Source organism: Butyricicoccus porcorum, from assembly GCF_051246315.1.
In the GTDB taxonomy this organism is placed as follows: Bacteria; Bacillota; Clostridia; order Oscillospirales; family Butyricicoccaceae; genus Butyricicoccus_A; species Butyricicoccus_A porcorum.
Genome location: NZ_CP178353.1, coordinates 2,423,574 through 2,441,138, shown reverse-complemented (window position 1 = coordinate 2,441,138; position 17,565 = coordinate 2,423,574). Strand labels below are relative to the sequence as shown.

At 49.0% G+C, this 17,565-nt stretch carries 15 protein-coding genes and 1 pseudogene; 14 read left to right on the top strand and 2 right to left on the bottom strand.

Annotation, left to right across the window (positions count from 1 at the left end):
• The first annotated feature begins 163 nt into the window (after positions 1-163).
• The 13 genes and pseudogenes from ACLM7Z_RS12080 to ACLM7Z_RS12020 all read left to right on the top strand — a co-directional run.
• A complete protein-coding gene (locus tag ACLM7Z_RS12080; RefSeq protein ID WP_435645196.1) occupies positions 164-661 on the top strand; it encodes a hypothetical protein in 498 nt (165 codons plus the stop codon).
• Positions 662-836: 175 nt separating this feature from the next.
• Entirely contained in the window at positions 837-1,361 is a 525-nt protein-coding gene (locus ACLM7Z_RS12075) for a type II toxin-antitoxin system PemK/MazF family toxin (protein WP_435645195.1), read from the top strand.
• Entirely contained in the window at positions 1,358-3,895 is a 2,538-nt protein-coding gene (locus tag ACLM7Z_RS12070; RefSeq protein WP_435645194.1) for a phage/plasmid primase, P4 family, read from the top strand. Before ACLM7Z_RS12075 ends, ACLM7Z_RS12070 begins: the two co-directional genes overlap by 4 nt.
• A 592-nt stretch (positions 3,896-4,487) precedes the next feature.
• Complete coding sequence (locus ACLM7Z_RS12065) at positions 4,488-4,847, top strand: HNH endonuclease (protein WP_435645193.1); 360 nt, start codon at positions 4,488-4,490, stop codon at positions 4,845-4,847.
• A gap of 401 nt (positions 4,848-5,248) precedes the next feature.
• The gene (locus ACLM7Z_RS12060; RefSeq protein WP_435645192.1) at positions 5,249-5,578 is read left to right on the top strand and encodes a hypothetical protein; all 330 of its coding nucleotides are present in this window, start codon (positions 5,249-5,251) and stop codon (positions 5,576-5,578) included.
• Positions 5,562-6,836: a site-specific DNA-methyltransferase gene (locus tag ACLM7Z_RS12055; RefSeq protein ID WP_435645191.1), complete on the top strand. Its 1,275-nt coding sequence runs from the start codon at positions 5,562-5,564 to the stop codon at positions 6,834-6,836. Before ACLM7Z_RS12060 ends, ACLM7Z_RS12055 begins: the two co-directional genes overlap by 17 nt.
• A 176-nt stretch (positions 6,837-7,012) precedes the next feature.
• Positions 7,013-8,797 (top strand): transposase, encoded by a 1,785-nt coding sequence (locus ACLM7Z_RS12050; protein WP_435645190.1) that lies wholly within the window; start codon positions 7,013-7,015, stop codon positions 8,795-8,797.
• 209 nt (positions 8,798-9,006) lie between these two features.
• Positions 9,007-9,744, top strand: a complete 738-nt coding sequence (locus tag ACLM7Z_RS12045; protein ID WP_435645189.1) for a virulence protein — start codon at positions 9,007-9,009, stop codon at positions 9,742-9,744.
• Positions 9,728-9,964, top strand: coding sequence for a DUF4314 domain-containing protein (locus ACLM7Z_RS12040; RefSeq protein WP_435645188.1), 237 nt, complete (start codon positions 9,728-9,730; stop codon positions 9,962-9,964). The genes ACLM7Z_RS12045 and ACLM7Z_RS12040 overlap by 17 nt, the downstream gene beginning before the upstream one ends.
• Complete coding sequence (locus ACLM7Z_RS12035) at positions 9,954-10,244, top strand: DUF6809 family protein (RefSeq protein WP_435645187.1); 291 nt, start codon at positions 9,954-9,956, stop codon at positions 10,242-10,244. Before ACLM7Z_RS12040 ends, ACLM7Z_RS12035 begins: the two co-directional genes overlap by 11 nt.
• A gap of 132 nt (positions 10,245-10,376) precedes the next feature.
• The gene (locus ACLM7Z_RS12030; protein ID WP_435645186.1) at positions 10,377-11,978 is read left to right on the top strand and encodes a terminase large subunit; all 1,602 of its coding nucleotides are present in this window, start codon (positions 10,377-10,379) and stop codon (positions 11,976-11,978) included.
• 112 nt (positions 11,979-12,090) lie between these two features.
• A complete protein-coding gene (locus tag ACLM7Z_RS12025; RefSeq protein WP_435645185.1) occupies positions 12,091-12,978 on the top strand; it encodes a Fic family protein in 888 nt (295 codons plus the stop codon).
• Positions 12,979-13,056: 78 nt separating this feature from the next.
• Positions 13,057-13,824 (top strand): annotated as a pseudogene (locus tag ACLM7Z_RS12020) (phage portal protein); the annotation flags it as partial.
• A 606-nt stretch (positions 13,825-14,430) separates the two neighbouring features.
• On the opposite strand, the gene ACLM7Z_RS12015 reads toward ACLM7Z_RS12020, so the two are convergent.
• Positions 14,431-15,339, bottom strand: a complete 909-nt coding sequence (locus tag ACLM7Z_RS12015) for an IS3 family transposase (protein WP_435644970.1) — start codon at positions 15,337-15,339, stop codon at positions 14,431-14,433.
• Entirely contained in the window at positions 15,275-15,673 is a 399-nt protein-coding gene (locus ACLM7Z_RS12010) for a transposase (protein WP_435645184.1), read from the bottom strand. Before ACLM7Z_RS12010 ends, ACLM7Z_RS12015 begins: the two co-directional genes overlap by 65 nt.
• Before the next feature lie 174 nt (positions 15,674-15,847).
• Here ACLM7Z_RS12010 and ltrA point away from each other — a divergent pair, with 174 nt between their 5' ends.
• Positions 15,848-17,539, top strand: coding sequence for a group II intron reverse transcriptase/maturase (gene ltrA / locus ACLM7Z_RS12005; RefSeq protein ID WP_435645183.1), 1,692 nt, complete (start codon positions 15,848-15,850; stop codon positions 17,537-17,539).
• The last annotated feature ends 26 nt before the right edge of the window (positions 17,540-17,565 follow it).

The following is a 17,565-nucleotide window of genomic DNA, read 5'->3' as shown; positions in this document are numbered from 1 at the left end:
GCTATAATTTGTTCTAAATCTTGACATAGGATCAAATTATTTTATTGCTGCGTTAGAGCCACCGCGTTTCATACCCTTTGGTGCCTTGGAGCGCAGTGGAAAGCAATGGTCATACATTATGGGCAGACCAAAGAAGCAAAAAGTTGAGATTTATGAGGGTTATATGCAAAAGGCCCGTCATCTGGCTGACGTTTATCCTGATTTGCTGCAACAGCGGGAAGAATACCGGCAGGCATTTCTGGACAGGCCAGTTTGTACATGGGACGATGCATTCACGATTTTGACCAGTACTGAAAACAATGATGCCGGACGGGTTCAGACCAGCGGTATATCTGACCATACGGCGCGCATTGCCCTGAACATTGATTCGGTCATGGAGCGGGAGAACCGAAACATCGTTCAGGCATATATGACGCCCTATCAGAAGGTGTCAGATGAAATTGAGATGTTCGAGCTGGGCATGAATCGGCTGAACGGGCGAACGCTGTGTGTCGCCCGTCAGCTTTTTGTGGAACGAAAACGCTGGAATGATATTACAGATGAGGAAGGCTATCCGCTGGGGCGTTCCTCTGTGCAGTTCGAACGAAATCGGGCGCTGGAGACCATCGCCGCTGCGATTGCCGACTGGACGGAACGCAGGCTGTATGCCATATACGGGTAAAAACAACTATACTATAAGGCATTTTACTGTACTAAAACTGTGGTGGAAGTGTACGGAAATGTGTGCTATGATTATCATGCGAAAAACAGATAAAAACAGCTGTGAGAAACGGAGCAGGAGCAATCCTGACTCCGTTTTTTCATGCAAGAAAATATCCGAAGGGAGGAAACAGCTCGTGGGCAGAAAGAACAGGGCAAGGAGAAAGCCCAATGGAAAGAGACATAAGCGGATACATCACATTCCGTATCTGGAAGGTGCGGCGTGTGGGCGCTGGCTCGACCGGAGACAGCACAAAGCAAACAGCTATGAAGAGGAACAGATTGTTTTTCGCGGCGAAGTATGGTATGCGGATTTGGGCGCGCATCCGGATACCAGCATTCAGGAGGGCTGCCGCCCGGTACTGGTCGTCAGCAACAACGCGAACAACAGCAACGCGCGCACGCTGACGATGATTCCGCTCACTGCCAGACTGAAAAAATTGTCTCTGGTAACGCATGTCATGGTGAAACCGACAAAAGCGTGCCCGCTGGAGTATGATTCGATGGCGCTGACAGAACAGATTACGATTATTGACAAATCCATGCTCCGCGAAAAAATCGGTCGGCTGGATCGCAGGATCATGCAGCAGGTTGACCGCGCCCTCTGTGTGCAGTTGGCTCTGAGGATGCCGGATTCTCCGAGGGGAGGCGGTACAGCGTGAAGTACGCCAATCTTGCTTCATTGGAGCATATCCCTTCGGAACTGCGGGAAACCGGGCAGTTTTGCGTGTGGAAATACGAGCAGCGTGACGGGAAAATGACGAAAGTCCCGTACAATCCCAAAACCGGAACCTATGCGATGGTCAATCGTCCGCGCACCTTTTCTTCCTATGAGCAGGCAGTGCAGGCGCTGAAGACCGAAGCGGACGGCGCTCCCATGTATAACGGCCTGGGCTTTCGCGTGTCCGGCATGGTCGGTGCGCTCGATCTGGATCACTGTTTTGCAGAAATAGAACAGAGCGGCATGGATACGGAATTTCGGGAGCTGTTCGGCGATGATGCGCTTTTTGATGCGTGCCGGCAGGAAGCTGAGCTCAAGCCTTGGGCAGCGCAGATTGTCCAAACACTGGATGGCTGCTATATGGAGAAATCTCCGTCGGGTACAGGGCTGCGCATTCTGCTGTCGGTACCCGGATTTTCCTTTGATAAGGAACGGTATTATATCAATAATCGCAGGCTCGGACTGGAGGTTTATGTTCCGGGCGCGACCAAACGGTTTGTGACGCTGACCGGCGATGTGTTCCGGGAAGGCGGTCTGCCGGACAAAAGCCGCGAACTGCAAACAATTCTGGATCAATATATGAAGCGTCCCACGGTGGAAACCGAACACGAACCAATCGAACCGCATTCCTATTTGCAGGATGATGAGGTGATTGCGAAAGCATCGGCATGCGCCAGTGGCGCGAAGTTCCGCGCGTTATACGCCGGAGATTTGACGGGTTACGATTCGCCCAGCAATGCGGATATGGCGCTATGTGCCTACCTTGCATTCTGGTGCGGCTGCGATGAGGAACAGATGGACCGTCTGTTTCGTTCCTCCGGTTTGTACCGGGAAAAGTGGGACAGGCCGCAGTCCGGCTCGACATATGGCGCACTGACGATTCAAAAGGTCATCCGGCATTGCCATGACTGCTACAATCCGGTCGGGCATCTGGTGCCGCCGGAGGATGAATTTGAAAAACTGTTGGATGACGGTCATCCGGCGCACGACGAGGATGCTTCCCTGACGGAGGAGGAAAAGCGCTCACTGGCACAGATGATCCGCCTTGTTGACATGGATTTGCAGCAGATGAAGCCGCATTCCAATCCCAGATATTCGTGGAGTGAGATGGGCATGGGCAGGCTGTTCGCGGATTACTACCGCAGAGTGATACGGTTTGTCCCGGAACGCAGGCACTGGTATGTATTCAACGGAAAGGTCTGGAAGCACGATCAGGGCGGCCTGTTGGTCATGCAGCTCGCCAAGCATCTGGTCGATGAACTGCTCCGGTATTCGCTCACAATTGAGCGCGATGTGGAGCGCGCGGATTATATCGCGTTCATCAGCAAGATGCAGACCCGCCGGAAGCGGCAAATCATGGTGGATGATGCGCAGGATGAGAATTTTGCTTCGATGCAGGTGTTTGACCGGAATCGCTATCTGTTCAACTGCCAGAATGGGACACTGGATCTCGGCACGATGGAATTTCATGCGCACAGACCGGAGGACATGCTGACCATGCTGGCGGGTGTTACCTATTCGCCGGATGCGGTCTGTGAGCGGTGGAACACCTTCATCACAGAAGTCATGGTAGGAGATGCCGAGCTGGCAGACTTTCTCCAGCGCGCGCTCGGCTATACCCTGACCGGAGATACCAGTCTGGAATGTCTGTTTATCCTGTACGGCGCGACCTCCAGAAACGGGAAGGGCACGACGATGGAGACCTTTTTGAAGATCATGGGCGATTACGGAAAGACCTCGAACCCGGAAATGCTGTCCACAAAGTTCGGTTCCAGCAACAATGGTGGGCCATCGGAGGAGGTGGCACGGCTGGCAGGCGCACGCTTTGTCAACATTTCCGAGCCGGAGAAGCGGATTTCCTTTCATGCCGCGCTGGTCAAGCGGCTTACGGGCAATGACACGATCAATGCGCGGTATCTGCATGAAAACAGCTTTGATTTCAGCCCGATGTTCAAGATTTTCATCAATACCAATTATCTGCCGAATGTGAGCGACATGACGCTGTTTGATTCCGGGCGCTTAAAAATTATCCCGTTCAAACGGCATTTCTCCGAAGAAGAACAGGACAAGGGCTTAAAGCAACTGTTTGCTGAGCCGGAATCACTGTCCGGCATCCTGAACTGGTGTTTGGAAGGCTATGGGAAATTCAAAAAACAGGGTCTGGAAGCCCCGCCTGCCGTGCTGGAAGCGACAGGCGCTTACCGCAGGGAATCCGACCGCATTGGGCAGTTCATAGAAGCATGGCTGGAACCGGGTGAAGGCTATGAAGTGCGTTCTGCTGCGGCATACCGGGTGTACTGCCGCTGGTGTGCGGAAAATGGCTTCAACCCGGAGAATGCAAAGAACTTCAACCGCGCTATGGCAACACATTTCGAACTGATGAAGAAGCGCCCGAAGGATGGCGGCGGCGCTACCACAATGCTTGTCGGATGCAGGCTCCGCGCGGAAGAGGACGGCATCATTCTCGAGGACTGACAGAGTATGGGGAGAACTGCCTGTTGTAGCGGCTGGTTGCCGGTGCAAACCGTAATTTTCTTATATTCTTCTTACGTGAGAAAGAATAGAAAAAACCTGCTACGTATTGCTACACTTAGCGGAAGAGGACGGTATCATTCCGGAGGACTGACAGAGCATAGGGGAGAACTGCCGTTGTAGCGGCTGGTTGCCGGTGCAAACCGTAATTTTCTTATGTTCTTCTCACGTGAGCAAGAATAGAAAAAACCTGCTACGTATTGCTACACTTAGCGGAAGAGGACGGTATCATTCCGGAGGACTGACAGAGCATAGGGGAGAACTGCCGTTGTAGCGGCTGGTTGCCGGTGCAAACCGTAATTTTCTTATGTTCTTCTCACGTGAGCAAGAATAGAAAAAACCTGCTACGTGTTGCTACGCATGGCGGAAGAAGACGGCATCATTCCGGAGGATTGACAGGGCATAGGGGGAGAAACCGCCGTTGTAGCGGCTGGTTGCCGGTGCAAACCGTAATTTTCTTATATTCTTCTCACGTGAGAAAGAATAGAAAAAACCTGCTACGTATTGCTACACTTAGTGGAAGAGGAGAAAACAGATGCCATACAGACCAGATATACCCTGCAAACATCCCGGCTGTCCGGCCTTGGTTCCGTACGGACAGAAATACTGTGCAAAACACCGGGCACTGCATCCGGAAGAGGTGCGGTCAGCATCCAAACGCGGCTATGGCAGCCGGTGGCAGAAGGCGAGCAGGGCATATTTGCAGGCGCATCCACTGTGTGTTATCTGCATGAAACAGGGGAGATACACCAGAGCCACTGTGGTTGACCACATCGTGCCACACCGCGGTGATCCAAAGCTGTTTTGGGATCGGACGAACTGGCAAAGCCTCTGCAAGCAATGTCACGACAGAAAAACGATGACAGAGGACAGATATCCGGTTTACCACTATTGAATTTTTGTATCCCGGGGGAGGTCTGAATCTCTGTGGCATGCAAACAGCAAGACCGGCGCCCCCTCAAACGTGCAAAACCGCGAATTTGACAGCCCGGGGGTCTGACAATCCCAGCGCAGAAGGAAAGCAGCAAATCGGGAGCATGCGGGAAGCATTTGTATTTCGACTGAAACAGGACGAAACAGGAAATAAAATCAGGCATTCCTTCTGAAATTGCAGACATTCCATGTGATTTTGTTTGGAATGAAAGAAGAAAACAACAAACGGAGGATTCTTTTCCCAACAGATACGCCCGATGAAAGTGATGCGTGAAAATCCCGTCATTTTCAGGACGTTTTTTCCAGATTTTCGCAAAAAGCACAGGGGTTTCGCTGCAAGATGAAGCATCAAGGGGAAACACGATGGAACAAAACAAACAGAAATTTCTGGATGGCGTGGTGCATCAGTTCTGCCCGCAGTGTGGCAGAGCCATTGTGCAGAACCGGACAGGCAGGCACAGAAAATTCTGCTCCGACACATGCCGGAGGCTGTGGTGGAATCACCACCCGATGCCGGAGCATTGGAAGTCCGTGCGAAAAGCCGTGTGCCCGGTCTGCGGGAAGGAATTTCTCGCCAGCCGGGAATACGGCAAATTGCGAATCTATTGCAGCCATGCCTGCGCAAACTGTGGCCGGTCTGCACGCCGCCCAACAGAAAACAAGAAGGAGAACATCAATGCGCAAAACAGCTGAACTGAAAATCCTGCCGGTTCATGTACTCAAACCGGCGGCATACAATCCCCGGAAAAAGCTGAAGCCGGGGGATAAAGAGTACGAAAAAATCAGGCAGTCCATCGAAGAATTTGGGTTTGCCGACCCGCTTGTGGTCAATGCGGATATGACAATTATCGGCGGGCATCAGCGGCTGACGGTTGCCGTTGACCTGGGCTATACCGAAGTGCCCTGCGCGGTAGTGGATGTTGACAAGGTGAGGGAAAAGGCGCTGAACATCGCGCTCAACAAAATCACCGGCGCATGGGATGACAATCTGCTGGCAGAGTTGTTGCAGGACATTGAAAACAGTGACTTTGATGTCGGCAAGACAGGCTTTGACCCACCGGAGATTGAGACGCTGTTCAACAGGGTGCACAGCCGGGAGGTTGAAGAGGACAACTTCGATGTGGAATCCGAGCTGAAACAGCCGGTGTTCTCCAAACCGGGCGACCTGTGGACACTCGGGCGGCATCGCGTGCTCTGCGGCGATGCCATGCTTCCGGAGAGCTATGCTGTCCTGATGGATGGAGTGAAGGCAAATCTCGTACTTTCCGACCCGCCGTACAACGTGGATGTGGAGGAAACTGCCGGGAAGATTCTGAATGACAACATGGGAGACACGGAGTTTTATGAATTCCTGTTTGCCGCCTTTCGGCAAATGCATGAATACCTCGCCAATGACGGCTCGATTTATCTGTTCCATGCAGATACTGAGGGGCTGAACTTCCGCAGGGCGTTCAAAGATGCGGGCTTTTATCTGTCCGGGTGTTGTATCTGGAAGAAAAACTCGCTGGTGCTCGGGCGGTCACCGTATCAGTGGCAGCATGAGCCCTGTCTCTATGGCTGGAAGCAGGGCGGAAAACATCAGTGGTATTCCGACCGGAAGCAGACAACCATCTGGGAGTACGACCGGCCGAAGTCCAATAAAGATCATCCCACCATGAAGCCTGTGGGACTGATGAGCTATCCCATCCGCAACAGCACCATGACCAATGGCATTGTGCTTGACCCGTTCCTTGGCTCCGGCTCTACACTGATCGCCTGTGAGGAAACCGACCGTGTGTGCAGGGGCATGGAGCTTGACCCGAAATTTATGGATGTCATCGTCAAACGATATTATCAGTATTTTCAAGAATACCGAAAAAACGAAACACCAGATGAGAATATTTTTGTCATTCGAGATGGGCAGAAGCTGCGGTTTGATGAGCTTGCAACCGTGGAAGCCGGAACAGAGTGAGAAAAGCTGTCCGGTATGGCACAACTGTGTAGAGTACACAACACAAAACGCACATATTTGGCGGAAATTCGGACAGAAACAGCTGGCAGACTGTCCGAAAACTAGAGGAAAGAATGGTATAGAACTACAAGATATGGTATAATAATTGCAATAAAACCACAACGGAGGGCGCGGTTATGGGATATATTCAGGGAGCTGATCGCAATCAGATAGTGCTTCTGCCTGACACCCTCGATGACTATGTCAGCGCGGATAATGAAGTGCGTGCAATAGACGTATTTATTGATTCTCTTGATATAGGAACTATGGGATTCAAGGCAGAACCGGCCAAGGAAGGTCGGCCTGGATATGATCCCCGCGATATGCTGAAGCTGTATATGTATGGCTATCTGAATCACATTCGTTCATCCCGTCGGCTGCAGAAGGAAGCCGGAAGAAATGTGGAACTTATGTGGCTGTTGAAGAAGATTGTTCCGGATTTTCGCTGTATAGCGGATTTTAGAAAAGACAACGCGAAAGCAATTAGGGAAGTATTCAAAGCTTTCGTGAAGCTGTGCAACAAAGCAGGGCTGCTTTCGCATGAATCTGTAGTAATTGATGGGTCAAAATTCCGTGCCGTAAATGCTGATAATAAAAGTTATGTCAGCAGCAATGCGAAGAAGGTTCTTCTGGATGTTGAAGAAAAGATCAGCCGGTACATGAAAGAGCTGGATGAAATAGACGCTGCCGAATCCAAGCCGGGTGCATTGAAAAAAGAAGATATCACAAGGGTTCTGGATTATTTGGAACGACGGAAAATCCAGCTCACCGAAGCACTGGTGCAAATGGAAAACAGCGGAGAAAATCACATCTGTACCACCGATCCGGAAAGCCGCCTGATGAAAACGAGAGATGGTATTCGTCCCAGCTTCAATGTGCAGACCGCAGTAGAATCGGATAATCATCTGATTGTCCATTATGATGTAACAAGCGAATGCACAGATTGGAATCTTCTTGAAGATGGCATCAATGGATCCAAAGCCGCGCTTGGGGTAGAAAACCTTGAAGGTATCGCAGATAGGGGATATAGCAATGATAAAGAAATCCTGCAATGCCTGTTGAATGGAGATACGCCTACAACGCATCCCAACAAGGGCGAGAAAAGCAGGCTGTTCCGATTCAAGAAAACCGACGCAGAAGTAACCGAAGAAATACTTTCTTCAAAAGACAAGGACACACTTCTTCAGTGCATATCTGACGGTGTGTTGCCTGAGGTTCTGCATCGGGATGATGTAGAACTGGAAGTCGTGAAACGCAGGGAAAAAGGAAGCAGTTTGTATCTTGATAAAGAAACCGGAGAATTGGTTTCATACGCAGAAATGAAAGCAATGGGCGGATTAGAAACGGTGCCTGTAGAAGTAAAACGGGATTCGCCGTTACAGGCGTATTTTAAACGCGATATTGAAAAGGATATCGTAATCTGCCCGATGGGGCAGACCCTGTTTTATGCCGGCCCCGGACAACCAAACGGTAAAAAGGATCCAACCATCCGTAGGTATCACAGGCTCTCGGCCTGCTCCAAATGCCCCAACAAATGCACACTGGGTAAAAGGCGAATCATCTCGTTCAAAGAGGGCGAAACACGGAAAGACGAAAACTTTTATGCCAAAGCCAGAGAAAACAAGATCGTTCGAAAAACAAATCATCGGTTCAAAGCGATCACGTTATCCGAGGAAGAAAGCTCGTGGGACGAATGGGTGATTCTACGATTCTATCCTAACCAGCAGCACTTACGAAAGCGAAACACCATAGTTGAACATCCATATGGAACTGTGAAGAGATGGCACGGTGCCGGTTACCTTCTTACAAAGGGGAAAGTGAAGGTGGCTGCTGAAACCGCGCTTTCTTTCCTTGCCTATAATTTCCGAAGGGTGGTAAATCTCCTCGGTGTAAACGGGGTCATGGATATGGTTATGGCCTGATAGAGGCCTTTTCCTTTTGAAATTGGCCCACCTACAGGCCAAATAAGCAAATAATCGCTGTCGCCGCCGGTTTGTCAGTTGTAGACAATACCCTGGCGGTATTTTCTACGCCATTTTTCTTCGTTTTCGGACGATCTCCTTGCTATCGTGTGCCTTTAGAGCGAATATGTGACTACCCCAAAGGGGAAAACACAAAGGAGGATTTCACTATGGAAATCAGATTTAACGTTACTGGCAGCGATCGCAAGAATATGGTCGGAATCATTTCCAACATCATTGGTATGAAAGCAGTGTACAAATTCATGCCCACCTGCGCATATGTCATCGATAATCTGACTGTAAGTAAGGATGGAACTTTGATTGCCGATGAACGTACTGACATCGAAACCATTCGTAGGGTTCTGGAGGCTCTGGAGAGCGCCGGCTTTACTGCCGAGGCCCTTCCCGAAGAACTGACCGCAGACACCGAAGAAGTTGCTCAGGAGACCGACACTGCTGCTGAGAAGAGCGACAGCCTTGTGGTTTCCATGCCGTTGGACGGCTTCACAGAAAACAGCCTTGCAAACCTGAGGAAGCTAATCGACAGCAAGCAGGGCCTTATTAAGAAAGCTCTGGGAACCGACAACTTAGCGATCGAAGTGACCGATACCCGTGTTTCCTTCCCTTGGTTTCAGGGAACCTTTGATGAAGACACCACGCAGGCATATATGCACTTTATTGTCAACCTGTGCGCGATGGCAAAGAACGCCAAACGTGTCACCGCTACGGAGAAGCCTGCCGATAATGAAAAGTATGCTTTCCGCTGCTTTCTTCTGCGATTGGGCTTTATTGGTAACGAGTATAAGGTCTACCGTAAAATTCTGCTCAAGAACCTGACCGGCAGTTCCGCATTTCGGAGCGGTGCTCCTGCTGCAAAGGAGGCATCTGAACATGCAATTTCCCAATAAGGCTATTGTTGAGTACCTGCGTCAGATCTATCCGTCTGGCACACGGGTGGAGCTGATCCGGCTGGAGGATGCTCAGGCTCCTCCAGTTGGTACGATGGGCACCGTATACGGTGTAGATGATAGTGGCAGCCTTATGGTGCACTGGGATAACGGCTCTGGATTGAATGTCATCTATGGTGTTGACCGCTGTCGGAAGGTCGGTGATTTGGATGAAGCATAAGATTCTGGAGGACTTCTTCTACGGCAATATACATCCAAACGAGGAAAGCTTTCAACGCAGCGCAGAGTATGGAAAAGCAGCGGAATGCTTGGTTAACGAAGAAGCACAGCTTCGTGCTATGCTCAGCCAGAAGGGGATGGATTCTCTCGAAAGACTTATTTCTGCACAGATTACGGTTACTGCGCTTACCTCCGAGGGCTATTATATCGATGGCCTGAAAACGGGATTTCGACTCGCTCTCGCCCTTCTGGATGACGAAACAGACTTTTCTGTTCCATGACTCCAAGACATAGAAAATCGCTTATAACTACCAAAAATGAATTTTCCCGGATACGGAGCCGATTGGCTCTGTATCTCGTCACAGAAGTCGCTGAAAAGCGGCTGCTTTTTGTGCCATTCGGAGGTGAGAAATGTGCGAAAACTGAAAAAATACAAGCCGACGAAGTTCAAAGCAAAGGACTCCGTGTATAGCAAGGAGACGGCGGATTATGCTGTTTCCTTCATTGAATGTCTCTGTCACACAAAAGGAACCTGGGCAGGAAAGCCCTTCGAACTGATTGACTGGCAGGAACAGATTATCCGCGACATTTTCGGTATACTCAAGCCGAATGGATACCGCCAGTTTAATACCGCCTATATTGAAATTCCAAAGAAGCAGGGAAAATCGGAGCTTGCAGCTGCGGTTGCCCTGCTTTTATGCTGCGGGGACGGCGAGGAACGTGCCGAGGTATATGGCTGCGCAGCTGACCGCCAGCAGGCCACCATCGTTTTTGACGTAGCGGCAGATATGGTGCGGATGTGTCCAGCGCTGAATAAGAGGGTCAAAATATTGGCATCTCAGAAGCGGATCATTTACACGCCGACCAACTCCTTCTATCAGGTGTTATCTGCGGAGGCGTATTCCAAGCACGGATTCAACATTCACGGCGTGGTGTTTGATGAACTGCATACCCAGCCGAATCGGAAGCTGTTTGATGTTATGACCAAAGGCTCCGGCGATGCCCGGATGCAGCCGCTTTACTTTCTGATTACTACAGCGGGGACGGATACCAACTCCATCTGTTATGAAACACATCAGAAGGCCAAGGATATTCTGGAGGGCAGGAAGATTGACCCAACTTTTTATCCCGTAATTTACGGTGCGGAGGAATCGGATGACTGGACGGATCCGAAGGTTTGGAAGAAAGCAAATCCATCCCTCGACATTACAGTGGGAATTGACAAGGTAAAGGCTGCCTGTGAATCGGCGAAGCAGAATCCCGGTGAAGAGAACTCTTTCCGTCAGCTCCGTTTGAACCAATGGGTGAAGCAGGCTGTCCGCTGGATGCCGATGGAGAAATGGGATGCCTGCTCCTTCAAAGTCAATGAGGATGACTTGGAGGGCCGCGTCTGCTATGGCGGTCTCGACCTATCTTCCACTACAGACATTACGGCTTTTGTGTTGGTATTTCCACCGCAGGATGAGGACGACAAGTATGTCATTCTCCCATATTTCTGGATACCGGAGGAAACTCTCGACCTGCGTGTCCGGCGCGATCATGTTCCATACGATGTATGGGAAAGACAAGGATTTCTTCAAACCACTGAGGGCAATGTCGTACATTACGGCTATATCGAAAAATTCATCGAGCAACTGGGGGAACGGTTTAATATTCGTGAAATTGCCTTTGACCGCTGGGGTGCTGTCCAGATGGTGCAAAATCTGGAGGGCATGGGCTTTACGGTCGTGCCCTTCGGCCAGGGCTTCAAGGATATGTCGCCTCCGACCAAAGAACTGATGAAGCTGACACTAGAGCAAAAATTGGCTCATGGTGGACATCCGGTGCTGCGCTGGATGATGGATAATATTTTTATCCGCACCGACCCGGCCGGGAATATCAAAGCAGATAAAGAAAAATCCACGGAAAAGATTGACGGTGCCATTGCCACCATCATGGGGCTGGACAGAGCGATTCGCTGTGGCAACGATGCGGGGGCCTCTGTTTATGATGAGAGAGGCATCCTATTTCTTTGAAGTCATTCACACTTGTATTGTTCCGATAATCTGGTTAGCATCGTTCCGATTCGCTTGATATTATTCCGACAACAGGGTATAATATCGGTAGATTGGAGGGTTATTTATGTTCATGTCCGTAAATGAAGCTGCAAAAAAATGGGGCATTTCAGACAGACGTGTTAGGATTCTGTGCTCTGAGGGAAAAATCTCCGGAGCCTATCGGCAAGGCCGCGCATGGAAGATCCCGGTGGATGCAGTGAAGCCAGCCGATGGCAGGTATAAATCCAGCGAAAGCCTGCTGGAAATGATTGACCGCAAGAAAATCGAACTGGATTCCAGACGCCCTCTGACAGAAGGCGAAGTTGCACGGCTCAATGAGGAGTTTACGGTAGAATTTACCTACAACTCCAATGCTATCGAGGGGAACACGCTGACGCTTCGTGAAACCGACTTGGTTTTGCGCGGCCTGACCATTGACCAGAAACCGTTGAAAGATCATATGGAGGCGGTCGGCCATAAAGAGGCCTTTGACTATGTTCGCGAGCTGGTAAAAGAACAAGTACCCATGAGCGAGAGCATCATTAAACAGATTCATTATCTGGTGCTTGCGGACAAAAAGGATGACCGTGGCGTTTATCGCCGCGTTCCAGTTCATATCATGGGCGCTCAACATGAGCCAGTTCAGCCCTATCTGATACAGCCAAAGATGGAGCAGTTAATGATTGACTACGGAAGCAGCACGGAGCATATCATTACTAAGCTGGCTCGATTCCATATTGAATTTGAGGGCATCCATCCTTTTATCGACGGTAACGGCAGAACCGGGCGATTGCTGGTCAACCTGGAACTGATGAAGGCCGGATATCCGCCGATTGACATCAAGTTCACCGACCGCATCGCCTACTACAATGCGTTTGATGAATACCATGTGAAGCATGACCTCTCCGCAATGGAGAAGCTCTTTGCAGGATATGTGAACGAACGACTGGACACCTATTTACAAATGCTACAGGATTAAAATTGATACACCAACACAAAAGCGTCTATCGAAAGGTAGGCGCTTTTCTTATGCCATTTGGGAGGGAGTAATTTTTATATGGGAATCTTTTCTGGCCTGTTCCGCTCACGGGATAAGCCCACTAACAGCACCAACGGCAGTTCCTACCGCTTCTTTCTCGGTCAGTCGACCTCAGGCAAACCAGTAAATGAACGATCTGCCATGCAGATGACCGCTGTCTACGCCTGCGTGCGTATCCTGTCTGAAGCCATTGCCGGTCTGCCTGTGCATCTGTATCAGTACCGGGATGATGGCAGCAAAGAAAAGGCGCTGAAGCATCCACTGTACCGCATTCTCCATGATGAGCCGAACCCAGAAATGACCAGCTTTGTGTTCCGGGAAACTTTAATGACACATCTTCTTCTGTGGGGAAATGCTTACGCACAGATCATTCGCAATGGAAAAGGAGAAGTCGTCGCTCTATATCCGTTGATGCCAAACCGCATGACCGTTGACCGGGACGATATGGGCCATCTCTACTACCAGTACCAGGTACAGGATTCTGACGCGCAGACCATGAAGGATGGAATGGTGATTTTGAAGCCGTCCGATGTGCTGCATATTCCAGGGCTGGGCTTTGACGGATTGGTTGGTTATTCGCCAATCGCCATGGCCAAGAATGCCATCGGTATGGCAATCGCTTGTGAGGAATACGGAGCGAAGTTCTTCGCTAACGGCGCGACTCCCGGCGGCCTGTTGGAATATCCCGGCACAGTCAAAAACCCGGATGCTATCCGTGAGAGCTGGAACAAAGGATTTTCCGGCAATAACTCTCACAAGATTGCTGTGCTGGAAGACGGAGTGCGCCCAGAGGGGCGTCATTGATAGTAGAGTTTGGTACTACCACCCACAATCATGGGTGAGTTGACCTGTCTTACCGCAAGGTGAAAGCCAATACGGGAACATAGCACGACAGGAAAGCGGTAAGTTACCCAAAGGCTAAAGGGTACGACTGAACCGCCACAACAATCGGATATGAGGTTTAAGTTATCTACTGAACGCGAGACTTGAGTGTCCATTTCCGAGGGGGATTGGGAAATTAGCCTGTTACCCATTCCGTGACTGGCTGTCTTTACGTCCTTCAAAGGCAGCATGATTGCAAATGTCACGGCACGAGCAGGAGAACCTGTGTTAAAGGGTCTAAAGCGGAACCGACAATCCGAATATACCAAGCAATGACGCTAACTGGGGATACCCTAAAGGCGGATGCCGCAAGGCTATAGTCTACAGGACTTGAATACCGCCCATGGGTACGGAGCGTTCGTAGTAGTCCGAGAGAGTTAATGGCTCTTACATGGCGAAGGAACGCAGTTTATGCAACTTCAAAAGGAAAGATGAAAGGGAGGAGAAGCCTCAATGAAACCAACATCTGAAGTTGTCAAGATCAGTTGACACATTTTGCTCAAGGATTTGCTAAGCAGCTTTCTTTAGGGAATGATAGTATCTCTGGCGCTTTACCATCGGAGGCAGCCCGCCATTTCTGGAACAGATACGGCGGTTATTCCAATACCCGATAAAGAATCTCCAAATCATCGTCTTGAGTTCATCAATGGTCATCTTTTCGGTGTTGTAACGTCCATAAAGTAGTTCAACCTTCATTCTGGCCCACATGCTTTCGCAGCGTGCATTATCATGGCATCTTCCACCAGCACTGTTCATACTCTGAAGGATTCCATATCGGCCGATGGCTGCCCGATACTCCTGACTGGTATATTGTGCTCCTCTGTCACTGTGAATGATAACGCCACGCAGATCGTGGCAGGCATCATGGGCATTCTTCAGCGTCTGAACACACAGGGATGCTCTCATGTTGGTATCCATTGCAAGCCCCAGAACACAGGAATCGTAGCAGTCAAAGACAGCGGATACATATAGCTTTCCATCTTTTCCTTTGACTTCAGTAATATCCGTAACGCACTTCGTTAGTGGTTTGTCTGCGTCAAAATTGCGTCTTAGCAGATCATCGGATTTACGAGTTTCCTTATCTGCTCTGGTAATGCCATTGGGCTTGCGCCTTGGTGTGTGGCTGATACCCAGTTCCTCCATGATCCGGTATACCGTCCGTTCACTTGGAATTTGCACGCCCTGTGGCTGTTTCAGACGTAAAGCCTGATACATGCGGATTCGACCGTAAGTATCGTTGCATTCGTCTTCTGCAAGGATCTCCAGCATGGCATCAGCCAAATCCTGATACTTCCATGGGCGAGTCTGGGCCTTCAGATATTTGTAGAACCCCTGCCTGCTGACATGGAGCGACTTACAGTAGAATGCGATTTTCCCCGTGTTCTGGCCATCGTTGGTTTTCAAGGCAATGAATTTCATTCTTTCGTTCTTGCAGACCTCCGACGGCTCGCGGCAAAAAAGCGCTGGCTTCCTCCAGAAATTCATTTTCTTCTCTGAGGCGTTTGATTTCCTTGTTCTGCTCTTTCACCTGTTTGCGAAGCAGCTGAATTTCTTCACTCAGAGTCATGGCTCTTTGCGGTGTCTGTGTGCCGGCTCCCAGGCTCAAGTTGCCCAGACGGTACTGACGCATCCATGTATGCAGGGTGTTCGCTGGAATACCAAGTTCTTTGGCTGCCTTCGTTGTACCAATTTCCAACGCCAGTTTAACTGCTTGTACTTTATATTCCATATCATAGGTTCTGTTTTGTGGCATCGTTGTTGTCTCCTTTTTCTCTTGATTATATTTTTAATCCTTGAGAATCAGTTGTCAACTAAAATTATACAACATCAATCTGAAATTTTGGAACGAATGTACAGAAATTCTGAAGAGCATTCAGATGGTATCTACACGCGGCTCTACAGGTATCTTTTGCGAGAGGATATCTATATGACCGCATACAAGAACCTTTATGCAAACAAGGGCGCAGGTACTGAGGGCGTAGATAACGATACAGCCGACGGTTTTGGGAAGGAATATGTGAATCAGATTATTGAGGAATTGAAAAACCTGACCTACGAGCCTAAAGCAGTAAAACGTATTTACATTCCCAAGCGCAACGGTAAAATGCGTCCGTTGGGCATTCCGTCATTCAGAGACAAACTGGTACAGGATGCAGTAAGGCAGATTTTGGAAGCAATCTATGAGCCTGTTTTCAGTGCCCATTCGCACGGATTCAGACCGAATAGAAGCTGTCATACAGCGCTGAAAGAAATAAGCCGGTCATTCCGTAGTACAAAATGGTTTGTTGAAGGCGATATTAAGGGGTGCTTTGACAATATCAACCATACAGTTCTGTTGAGTCTAATTTCCGAAAAGATTAAGGACAGCAAGTTCATAAATCTGATAGGAAAGTTTCTGAAAGCAGGCTACATGGAAAATTGGGAGTATCACAAGACATACAGCGGAACTCCGCAGGGTGGCATACTTTCCCCCATTCTTGCCAACATTTATCTGCATGAATTGGATAAAAAAATTGAAGCCATGCAGAACGAGTTCAACACTCCTGCCAGATATGCCTATACGCCAGCATACGGCAAAAAGGTCAGGGAGATTGTCAAATTGAGAAAGCGTTACGGCGAATGTGCTGATGAAACGGAAAAGAAGGAACTGCTGAAGCAGATTCATAAACTTGAAGTAGAAAAGCGCAGATTGCCTTACAAGGACGCTTCTGACAAGAAAATTGCCTATGTACGCTATGCCGATGACTTTATTATCGGTGTCAGCGGAAGCCGTGAAGATGCGGAGCGTATAAAGCAGGCACTTACGCAATTTGTAGCAACAAAATTGAAACTGGAACTGTCTGATGAGAAAACAAAAATCACACACAGTTCCGAGAATGCTCATTTTCTGGGATATGACATCAATGTGCGCAGGTGTCAGGAATCCAAAAGAAAAGCCAATGGAGTTGTGCAGAGGACACTCAATAATTCAGTGGAATTGCTTATTCCTATGGAGAGGATTGAGAAGTTTATGTACGACCGTGAGATTGTAATTCAGAGCAAGGACAGCAGTCTCATTCCGTGGCAACGAAACTCGATGGCAGGTCTTACAGACCTTGAAATTGTAGATACCTATAACTCGCAGACCCGTGGAATCTGTAATTATTACAGTATTGCCAGCAATTTTTCAAAGCTGACGTATTTTGTCTATCTGATGGAATATAGTTGCCTGAAAACACTTGCCAAGAAACACAAAACCCGTATATCTGCTGTAAAGAAAATGTTCAAGTGCGGCAAATCATGGGGCATACCTTATGAAACGAAGAAAGAGAAAAAGCGCATGATGATTGTGAAATTCTCTGATTTCAAAAAGGGTGCTGTATATGACAAGCCCAGTGTTGATACTGTTAAAAACCATATACATTTCAACACGAGAAATTCTCTTGAAGCACGGTTGAAGGCTTGCAAATGTGAATTATGCGGTGCGGAAGGCGATGGAATTAACTTTGAGATTCATCATGTCAATAAGATGAAAAATCTCAAAGGAAAAGAGCAATGGGAAATGGCGATGATTGCAAGAAAGCGGAAAACATTGGTCGTATGTAAAGAATGCCATAAGAAAATCCATCATTCGTCATAGCATAAATGGAAAGCCGTGTACATCGA

Coding starts and splice junctions, on each gene's coding strand:
- ACLM7Z_RS12080 (WP_435645196.1), top strand. CDS start 164: ATGCAAAAGGCCCGTCATCTGGCTGACGTTTATCCTGATTTGCTGCAA.
- ACLM7Z_RS12065 (WP_435645193.1), top strand. CDS start 4,488: ATGCCATACAGACCAGATATACCCTGCAAACATCCCGGCTGTCCGGCC.
- ACLM7Z_RS12060 (WP_435645192.1), top strand. CDS start 5,249: ATGGAACAAAACAAACAGAAATTTCTGGATGGCGTGGTGCATCAGTTC.
- ACLM7Z_RS12055 (WP_435645191.1), top strand. CDS start 5,562: ATGCGCAAAACAGCTGAACTGAAAATCCTGCCGGTTCATGTACTCAAA.
- ACLM7Z_RS12050 (WP_435645190.1), top strand. CDS start 7,013: ATGGGATATATTCAGGGAGCTGATCGCAATCAGATAGTGCTTCTGCCT.
- ACLM7Z_RS12045 (WP_435645189.1), top strand. CDS start 9,007: ATGGAAATCAGATTTAACGTTACTGGCAGCGATCGCAAGAATATGGTC.
- ACLM7Z_RS12040 (WP_435645188.1), top strand. CDS start 9,728: ATGCAATTTCCCAATAAGGCTATTGTTGAGTACCTGCGTCAGATCTAT.
- ACLM7Z_RS12035 (WP_435645187.1), top strand. CDS start 9,954: ATGAAGCATAAGATTCTGGAGGACTTCTTCTACGGCAATATACATCCA.
- ACLM7Z_RS12025 (WP_435645185.1), top strand. CDS start 12,091: ATGTCCGTAAATGAAGCTGCAAAAAAATGGGGCATTTCAGACAGACGT.
- ACLM7Z_RS12015 (WP_435644970.1), bottom strand. CDS start 15,339: ATGAAATTCATTGCCTTGAAAACCAACGATGGCCAGAACACGGGGAAA.
- ACLM7Z_RS12010 (WP_435645184.1), bottom strand. CDS start 15,673: ATGCCACAAAACAGAACCTATGATATGGAATATAAAGTACAAGCAGTT.
- ltrA (WP_435645183.1), top strand. CDS start 15,848: ATGACCGCATACAAGAACCTTTATGCAAACAAGGGCGCAGGTACTGAG.